The organism is Nocardioides sp. (assembly GCF_004803405.1).
Classification (GTDB): domain Bacteria; phylum Actinomycetota; class Actinomycetes; order Propionibacteriales; family Nocardioidaceae; genus Nocardioides; species Nocardioides vastitatis.
In genome coordinates this window covers 1-8,015 of the sequence record NZ_SSXI01000096.1, presented here as the reverse complement: position 1 = coordinate 8,015, position 8,015 = coordinate 1, and the positions used below count along the sequence as shown (strand labels likewise).

General features: G+C 71.4%; 11 protein-coding genes. 7 read left to right on the top strand and 4 right to left on the bottom strand.

Annotated elements, in window-relative coordinates; all coding sequences use genetic code 11:
* Together E7Z54_RS07220 and E7Z54_RS07215 are read left to right on the top strand one after the other, a co-directional pair.
* Positions 1 to 752 (top strand): inositol monophosphatase family protein (locus E7Z54_RS07220; RefSeq protein ID WP_136432367.1); only part of this gene is annotated, 752 nt, incomplete at its 5' end.
* Positions 753 to 889: 137 nt separating this feature from the next.
* Positions 890 to 1,180: a DUF4193 domain-containing protein gene (locus E7Z54_RS07215; RefSeq protein ID WP_136432366.1), complete on the top strand. Its 291-nt coding sequence runs from the start codon at positions 890 to 892 to the stop codon at positions 1,178 to 1,180.
* Positions 1,181 to 1,318: 138 nt separating this feature from the next.
* Here the strand turns inward: E7Z54_RS07215 and E7Z54_RS07210 are convergent, their stop codons facing one another.
* Together E7Z54_RS07210 and E7Z54_RS07205 are read right to left on the bottom strand one after the other, a co-directional pair.
* Positions 1,319 to 1,615: a DUF4235 domain-containing protein gene (locus E7Z54_RS07210; protein ID WP_136432364.1), complete on the bottom strand. Its 297-nt coding sequence runs from the start codon at positions 1,613 to 1,615 to the stop codon at positions 1,319 to 1,321.
* A 44-nt stretch (positions 1,616 to 1,659) separates the two neighbouring features.
* Entirely contained in the window at positions 1,660 to 2,118 is a 459-nt protein-coding gene (locus E7Z54_RS07205) for a DUF3093 domain-containing protein (RefSeq protein ID WP_136432362.1), read from the bottom strand.
* A 76-nt stretch (positions 2,119 to 2,194) separates the two neighbouring features.
* Between E7Z54_RS07205 and dut the strand changes: the two genes are divergently transcribed.
* The 4 genes from dut to E7Z54_RS07185 are packed head-to-tail and all read left to right on the top strand — an operon-like array spanning position 2,195 to position 4,501.
* Complete coding sequence (dut, locus tag E7Z54_RS07200) at positions 2,195 to 2,644, top strand: dUTP diphosphatase (RefSeq protein WP_136432360.1); 450 nt, start codon at positions 2,195 to 2,197, stop codon at positions 2,642 to 2,644.
* A gap of 39 nt (positions 2,645 to 2,683) precedes the next feature.
* A complete protein-coding gene (locus E7Z54_RS07195; protein ID WP_136432358.1) occupies positions 2,684 to 3,355 on the top strand; it encodes a DUF3710 domain-containing protein in 672 nt (223 codons plus the stop codon).
* A gap of 7 nt (positions 3,356 to 3,362) precedes the next feature.
* Complete coding sequence (locus tag E7Z54_RS07190) at positions 3,363 to 3,725, top strand: OB-fold nucleic acid binding domain-containing protein (RefSeq protein ID WP_136432356.1); 363 nt, start codon at positions 3,363 to 3,365, stop codon at positions 3,723 to 3,725.
* Complete coding sequence (locus E7Z54_RS07185; RefSeq protein WP_240769558.1) at positions 3,722 to 4,501, top strand: DUF3159 domain-containing protein; 780 nt, start codon at positions 3,722 to 3,724, stop codon at positions 4,499 to 4,501. The genes E7Z54_RS07190 and E7Z54_RS07185 overlap by 4 nt, the downstream gene beginning before the upstream one ends.
* 4 nt (positions 4,502 to 4,505) lie before the next feature.
* Here E7Z54_RS07185 and E7Z54_RS07180 read toward each other — a convergent pair whose 3' ends face one another.
* Positions 4,506 to 5,183, bottom strand: a complete 678-nt coding sequence (locus E7Z54_RS07180) for a potassium channel family protein (protein WP_136432354.1) — start codon at positions 5,181 to 5,183, stop codon at positions 4,506 to 4,508.
* Positions 5,184 to 5,204: 21 nt separating this feature from the next.
* Complete coding sequence (locus E7Z54_RS07175; protein WP_136432352.1) at positions 5,205 to 5,870, bottom strand: potassium channel family protein; 666 nt, start codon at positions 5,868 to 5,870, stop codon at positions 5,205 to 5,207.
* 44 nt (positions 5,871 to 5,914) lie between these two features.
* On the opposite strand from E7Z54_RS07175, the gene E7Z54_RS07170 reads away from it, so the two are divergent.
* Positions 5,915 to 7,960, top strand: a complete 2,046-nt coding sequence (locus tag E7Z54_RS07170) for an APC family permease (protein ID WP_136432350.1) — start codon at positions 5,915 to 5,917, stop codon at positions 7,958 to 7,960.
* Positions 7,961 to 8,015 lie beyond the last annotated feature (55 nt).

Below are 8,015 nucleotides of genomic sequence, written 5' to 3'. Positions count from 1 at the left end.
TGGTCCGCGAGCACGCCGCCGCCGAGGTCCTCGTGGCCGCCACCAAGTCCAGCGACGTCGACGTGGTCACCGCCGCTGACCGAGCCGTCGAGGAGCTGATCCGGACCCGGATCGGTGAGACCCGCCCGGACGACGCGTTCCTCGGCGAGGAGGGCGACGACGTCGCGGGCACGTCCGGCGTCCGCTGGATCGTCGACCCGATCGACGGCACCGTGAACTTCCTCTACGGCATACCGGAGTACGCCGTCTCCGTCGCCGCGGAGGTCGCCGGCGAGATCGTCGCCGGCGTCGTGGTCGACGTCGCGAAGAGCGTCGTGTACGCCGGCCACCTCGACCCCGGCGCCGGCCCGACCGGGGGAGTGGCGACGCGGAACGGGGTACCGATCGTCGTACGAGCCCCGGCGCCGCTGGGCCAGCGCCTGATCGCCACCGGCTTCAACTACACCCGCGAGGTGCGGACCGTGCAGGCCGCGGCTGCGGCCCGGCTGCTGCCGGAGGTGCGCGACATCCGCCGCGGCGGGTCCTGCGCCCTGGATCTCTGCAAGGTCGCCCAGGGCGCCCTCGACGGGTACGTCGAGGAGGGCGTGCACCTGTGGGACCACGCCGCCGGGGGCCTCATCGCACGGCTCGCCGGGGCGCGCACCCTGGTCACCGTGGGTGCGGCCGGGACGGAGGCGATGGTCTGTGGCCCGGCGAACGGCTTCGAGGAGCTGCTCGAAGCCGTACGATGCGCAGGGTTCCTTCGGGAATAGGCGCGGTCCCGAGACCGTTCTGGCGACTCGCATCGACCCGGGTGTCGCAACCCGACAGCGGATGGTGCACAATCTGCCGCGCCGAGCAGGACAACCAGTGCCTGGGGCCGGCCAGCCGAAGGGGAGAGAGACACGTCATGGCGACCGACTACGACGCACCGCGCAAGAACGAGGACGAGCAGTCCGAGGAGAGCATCGAAGAGCTCAAGGCGCGCCGCCACGACAAGAACTCCGGCAAGGTCGACGAGGACGAGGCGGAGGCCGCCGAGTCCTTCGAGCTGCCCGGCGCGGACCTCTCGCACGAGGAGCTCGCGGTCGAGGTCAAGCCCAAGCAGGAGGACGAGTTCACCTGCATGAGCTGCTTCCTGGTCCACCACCGCAGCCAGCTCGCGGACCCGAAGAGAATGATCTGCAGGGACTGCGCCTGACGTTCGGCGCGAGCGCGTCTCCGCCATAGATGCAGGCAGCAGGCTGCCTGGCGATGCCTCCCGCCGCGCTGCCCCGCGCGGTCGAGGTTTGCTGAGCGCGAGGCTCGCTGGCGGCCAGACGGCGCCAGACAGCGCTGATCAGGCCTGCTGGTTGGGCTTCCGCATCGGCGGGGGCAGGTGGCCGGTGGAGCGGACGTAGTAGCTCGCCGCCCGGCGCTGTGCGAACATCCGCGCTAAGCCGATGAAGGTGCCGCTCACCGCGGCCCAGGCGACGGCCTCCCAGACGTCGACGTCCGGGTCAGCCGGGTTCTCCGGGGGCCTCTTGCCGGTGGCGATCTTCCACCCGCCGTCGAGGCCCTTCTTCGCGAGCGCGGCGGCACCGAGCGCTGCGAGGAGCGAGAACACCGACCAGACCTTGGAGCTGTCCTTTGCCATGCGCCGAGCCTACTGGTGGGCGCGGGCCGGCTGTGCGGCGCGCCCTACCGCGCGCGGGCGGCGTTGAGGGCTCCGGCCAGCGCCTCAGGGTGCCGCGAGCTCACCAGCCAGTACGGCGCCGGGTCGGCCGGGTCGGTGATCTGCACCTTGACCGCCCGCTTCAGGTACGGCCGGAGCAGCAGGTAGGCACGCGCGTCCGCCCCGGGGCCCGCCACCCGCCGGGCCTCCTCGGCGTCCAACGCCGCGACCTCGCCGACGAAGGAGGTCTCGATCCGGGCACGCCCGGCCCGGAACCAGCCGTCGGCGACGACGACCCGCGCGTCGCCGTACCAGAACAGGCAGACGGCGAGCAGGCCCATCGCGACCGCGGTCACCACCCAGGCCGCCGGGCCGGGAAGTGCCACGACCACAGCCAGCCAGAGGCTGGCGACGAGCATCGTGCCCTGGGCCCACCACCGCAGCGGCACCTTCAGCCGCTCGTAATAGTCGGGCCGCGGGTTCACGGGGAAGAGGATCCCATCCTCCCCGTCGGCCGCCGCATGCGGGGCCGCGAGCGCCGTGCGGCTAGTGTCCTGCGGCGTGAGTGACCTCGAGATCGCCGTCACGCAGCTCGATCGCCAGCTGCCGCTGCCGTCGTACGCCCATCCCGGCGATGCGGGCGCCGACCTGCTGACCACCGTCGACGTGACCCTGACGCCCGGCGAGCGCGCGCTGGTGCCCACGGGCATCGCGATCGCCCTGCCCGAGGGGTACGTCGCGCTCGTCCACCCACGCTCGGGTCTCGCGGCCAGGCACGGACTTTCCATCGTCAACACCCCGGGCACCATCGACGCGGGTTACCGTGGCGAGATCAAGGTGTTGCTAGTCAACCACGACCCCTCGGAGCCGATCGCGCTGCGCCGGGGCGACCGCATCGCGCAGCTGGTGGTCCAGCGGTTCGAGCGGGCCCGGTTCGTTGCGGTCGACGCCCTTCCCGAGAGTGCTCGTGGGAGCGGCGGCTACGGTTCTACTGGAGGGTTCGGTGCTTGAGGCCCACCGGCTGAAGCAGGATCCGACAAGGAGGAAACAGTGAGGTTGCGGCGCAAGCCTGCCGACACGGACGTCGACGATGCGACCACCGGGGAGACGACGGCAGCGGCCGGCGTGACCGCCGGCGGCCCGGCCGAGGAGACCGATGCCGCGCTGGCTGGTCCGTACGACGTCGACGAGCTCCCTGACGACGATGTGCCGCGCGTCGACCTCGGTGCGCTGCTGGTCGCGCCCACCGCCGACAAGGAGCTGCGAGTCCAGGTCGACGAGAAGTCCGGCGCCGTCCGCGCCGTACTCCTCGCCGCCGACGGCGGCGCCCTGGAGCTGCGTGCGTTCGCGGCGCCGCGCAACGGCGACCTCTGGAGCGAGATCCGGCCCCAGATCGCCGCCGACGCGGCGCGCCGGGGCGGCACCGCCACCGAGCGCGAGGGCCGGTTCGGCACCGAGCTGGTCTGCGAGGTGATGGTGACCCGTACCGACGGCGCCACCGGCACCCAGACCTCCCGCGTGATCGGGATCAACGGCCCACGCTGGCTGCTCCGGGCGACCTTCCTGGGCGACCCGGCCCGCAAGCCGGAGGCCGCCGAGGAGTGGGAGGAGGCGATCGCCAGGGTCGCGGTGCGCCGTGGTGCGCACGCCATGCCGGTCGGCGAGCAGCTCCCGCTGACCCTCCCCGAGGGCGCTCAGCCCAAGGCAGTCCCGGCGAGCTGAGCCGGTCATGACCACGAAGTCCCGCCTCAGGCGGACCATCAGCCGATGGGCGAACGCCGATGATCAGGAGGCGAGGGACCTGCGCCGTACCTTCTCGACCGAAGGCGTCCTGCGCGTCGGGGACGCGCCCGACCGTGAGCCGGTGCGGCTTCGAGGCACCCTGCGCACCGTGACCCTCCGTCCACGCGGTGGCGTGCCCGCCCTCGAGGCCGAGCTGTACGACGGCACCGGGACGGTCACCATCATCTGGCTCGGACGGCGCCGGATCGCCGGCATCGGTCCCGGCCGCTCGATGGAGGTCGCCGGACGGATCGGCCGCCTCCCCGACGGCTCCCGGATCATCTACAACCCGAAGTACGAGCTGCTGTGACCACCGACGACCGCTCCGAGCAGGTCCCCGGGCGGGCCCCGGACGAGGTCCCTGATGAGGTCCCGGACCGGGTCCCCGGCAAGGTCGGCATCGACACCGTCGAGGCGCTGGTACGACGCCAGCTGTCCTCCGCCCTGGGGGGCCGCCGCGGCATCCTCGAGGCCGCGATCCCCGGCATCGTCTTCACCGTGGTCTGGCTGACCACCAGGGAGCTCCAGTGGGCGCTGGTGGGCAGCCTGATGGTCGCCGGCCTCGCCCTGCTCGCCCGGGTGGTGCAGCGCAGCAGCGCCCAGTACGTCCTGAACGCCCTCTTCGGCATCGGCATCGGCTGGGTCTTCGTCCGGTGGGCGCAGAGCTCCGGAGGCTCCGAGACCGACCAGGCGCTGGCGTTCTTCCTGCCCGGCATCCTGATCAGCCTCGGCTACACCGTAGTGCTGGGCGGTTCGTGCCTCCTCGGCTGGCCGATGCTGGGGTTCATGCTCGGCAGTGTCACCGGCGACCCCACGGCGTGGCACCAGGACAAGCAGGTGGTGAGGCTCTGCAGCCGGCTGACCTGGGTGATGCTGCTGCCGGGGGCGATCGGGGTGCTGCTGCAGGGGCCGGTGTGGCTGCTCGGCCACAACGGCACGATCGACCCCGACCATGCCGTGGTGGCCATCCTGGTGCTCCGCAGCGGGCTCGGCTGGGCGCTCCGGATCGGATCCTGGTCGGCGATGGTGTGGCTGCTGGCCCGCAACGCGACGCCGATCGAGCGGGTCGAGCCCGCCCAGTCCTAGCGACTCAGTCCTTCTGGGGGTGCGCCGAGGGGGCGAGCAGCCGCTCCAGCGCGTCCTCGGCCTCGGCCGGCACCACGAACAGCAGCTCGTCGCCCGCCTCGACCGGCTGCTCCGGGGCCGGCACGTAGACCTGCCCGTCCCGGAGGATCGTGACCAGGGCGCAGTTCTCCGGCAGCGGGATCAGTCCCGACGCCTTCCCGACGTAGGGAGAGTCCGAGGGCAGCGTCATCTCGACGAGGTTCGCGTTGCCCTGGCGGAAGGTGAACAGGCGCACCAGGTCGCCGACCGTCACCGCCTCCTCGACCAGCGCGGACATGATGCGAGGTGTCGACACGTTGACGTCCACGCCCCACGCCTCGGTGAAGAGCCACTCGTTGTTGGGGTGGTTGACCCGCCCGACGGTCCGGGGCACCCCGAACTCGGTCTTCGCCAGCAGCGAGGTCACCAGGTTGGCCTTGTCGTCGCCGGTGGCGGCGATGACCACGTCGCACTTGTCCAGCCTGGCCTCCTCGAGTGAGGAGAGCTCGCAGGAGTCGGCGAGGAGCCACTCGGCGTCCGGCACCCGCTCCGGGCGGATCGCCGACGGCGACTTGTCGATGAGCAGCACCTCGTGCCCGTTGCCGATCAGCTCGCGGGCGATCGAGCGGCCGACGGCCCCCGCTCCGGCGATGGCGACTCTCATCCCTGCCTCATCCCCTCGTCCTCAGCCCTCGTGCTCGGGGCCGCGTGCGAACACGTCGTAGGTCTGCTGCGCGGTGTCCTCGCGCACCACCAGGTGCAGCATGTCGCCCTCCTGGATCACGCTGTCGCGGTCGGGCAGGACACCCTCCCCGAGCCGGTCGATCCACGCTACGCGGCACCGCCCCTGGCGCTGGAGCTGGCCGACGCGCGCACCCACCCAGACCTCGGGGGTCGGGATGTGGTCGACGCGGATCGTGCCCGAGGGATCGCGGAAGTCGGGCTCGGCTCCGGCCGGCAGGATCCGGCGCAGCACCTGGTCGGCGGTCCACTTCACGGTCGCCACCGTCGTGATCCCGAGCCGCTGGTAGACCTCGGCCCGGCCGGGGTCGTAGATCCGCGCCACGACCTGCTGGATGCCGAACGTCTCCCGCGCGACCCGCGCGGCGATGATGTTGGAGTTGTCGCCGCTCGACACCGCGGCGAACGCGTCGGCCCGGCGGATGCCGGCCTTCTCGAGGACCTCCTGGTCGAATCCGATGCCGGGGATCTTGTCGCCGTTGAAGCCCGGGCCCAGCCGCCGGAACGCGTCCGGCTCGCTGTCGATGATCGACACAGTGTGGTTGCGGTCCTCGAGGCTCCGCGCCAGCGTCGAGCCGACGCGGCCGCATCCCATGATCACGACGTGCACGGTGTGAACGCTATAGCAAGGTCCGTGCCCTAACGTTGTCGCTCGTGGGAGTCGGCGATGTTTCGAAGCGGATCCTGCTGGGCCGCAAGCTCCGCAGCGCGCAGCTAGGGGAGACCCTTCTCCCGAAACGCATCGCGTTCCCGGTGTTCGCCAGCGACGCGCTGTCGTCGGTGGCCTACGCCCCGGACGAGATCTTCATCATCCTGGCCCTCGCCGGCGTCGCTCTCTACTCCGCCTCGATCTGGGTCGCCCTGGCTGTCGCGGCGGTGATGCTGATCGTGGTGGCGTCGTACCGACAGAACGTCCACGCCTACCCCTCGGGCGGCGGCGACTACGAGATCGCGACCGTGAACCTGGGGCCCAAGGCCGGAGTGACGGTGGGCAGCGCGCTGATCGTCGACTACGTCCTGGTCGTCGCGGTGTCGCTGTCCTCGGCCGCCCAGTACGCCGCGTCGGCGGTGGACTACGTGGCCGACCATCGGGTGCTCGTGGCGGTCGGACTCGTCGTGCTGCTCGCGCTGATGAACCTGCGCGGGGTGCGTGAGTCGGGCACCTCGTTCGCCGTGCCGGCGTACGCGTTCATGACCGCCCTCGGCGGGATGTGCCTGTGGGGTCTCGTGCGGTACGCCGGGGGGACCCTGCCGGACGCCCAGAGCGCGGAGCTGGAGATCATCCCCGCGGCCAACTACGAGGGGACGCTCACCACGATCGCCCTCGTGTTCCTGGTGGCACGAGCATTCTCGTCCGGATGCGCGGCGCTCACCGGTGTGGAGGCCATCTCCAACGGCGTCCCCGCCTTCCGACGCCCCAAGAGCACGAACGCCGCGACCACGCTGATGCTGCTCGGGCTGATCGCCGTGACGCTGATGCTGAGCGTGGTCTCCCTCGCCAACGTGATGAACGTCAAGTACGTCGACCCGCACGACCTGGACCGGCTGGTGCGCCCCGACGGCACGCCCGTCGGCGAGGACTACCACCAGGACACCCTGATCGCGCAGATCGCGCACGGGGTCTTCGACAACTTCCCGCCGGGCTTCTACCTGGTCGTGATCGCCACCGGCGTGATCCTCGTGCTCGCGTCCAACACGGCGTTCAACGGCTTCCCGGTGCTCGGGTCGATCCTCGCCAGGGACGGGTTCCTGCCACGCCAGCTCGCCGTCCGCGGAGACCGCCTCGCCTACAGCAACGGCATCATGATCCTGGCCGGGATGGCCATCTCCCTGATCGTCGCCTTCGACGCCGAGGTGACGAAGCTGATCCAGCTCTACATCGTCGGCGTGTTCGTGTCCTTCACCCTCAGCCAGCTCGGGATGGTCAAGCACTGGACCCGGCACCTGAGGTCCGAGCGGGACCCGGCGGAGCGGCTCCGGATGCAGCGCTCCCGGCTGATCAACGGGGCGGGCTTCGCGATGACGGCGGCGGTCCTGGTGGTCGTGCTGGCGACGAAGTTCATCAGCGGCGCCTGGCTCACCCTGCTCGCGATGGGCTCGTTCATCGGGATCATGGTGGCGATCAAGCGCCACTACGAGAACGTCGCGCTCGAGCTCGCCGCGGACGAGCAGGACAAGGTGCTCCCGACCCGCGTGCACGCGATCGTCCTCGTCTCCAAGCTGCACAAGCCGACGCTGCGGGCGCTGGCGTTCGCCAAGGCGACCAGGCCGAACGCCCTCGAGGGCGTCTACGTGTCGGTCGACGAGAAGGAGACCGCGCGGCTGCTGGAGGAGTGGGACGAGCGCAACACCGGTGTGCCGCTCAAGGTGCTGCACTCGCCGTACCGGGAGGTGGTCAAGCCGATCGTCGAGTACGCCTCCGCCATCCGGCGGGCCAACCCGCGGGGGGTGGTCGCGGTGTACATCCCCGAGTACGTCGTCGGTCGCTGGTGGGAGCAGCTGCTCCACAACCAGACCGCCCTGCGGCTCAAGGGGCGGCTCCTGTTCACCCCCGGCGTCATGGTCACCTCCGTGCCCTTCCAGCTCCGGTCGTCCCAGATCGCGCGCGAGCGCGAGGAGCGCGAGGAGCGGCGGGTCCACCCGGGCGACCTGCGCTCGGGCCGGGTGGACGAGGACACCGGCCGGAGAATCCGGCGGTGACCCCGCCGCGCCGGTCTGGCGGTGCCGGACGCCGACACCGGGCACGCAAGGCCCG

Coding starts and splice junctions, on each gene's coding strand:
- E7Z54_RS07180 (WP_136432354.1), bottom strand. CDS start 5,183: ATGAGAGTCGCCATCGCCGGAGCGGGGGCCGTCGGCCGCTCGATCGCC.
- E7Z54_RS07210 (WP_136432364.1), bottom strand. CDS start 1,615: ATGGCAAAGGACAGCTCCAAGGTCTGGTCGGTGTTCTCGCTCCTCGCA.
- E7Z54_RS07215 (WP_136432366.1), top strand. CDS start 890: ATGGCGACCGACTACGACGCACCGCGCAAGAACGAGGACGAGCAGTCC.
- E7Z54_RS07190 (WP_136432356.1), top strand. CDS start 3,363: ATGACCACGAAGTCCCGCCTCAGGCGGACCATCAGCCGATGGGCGAAC.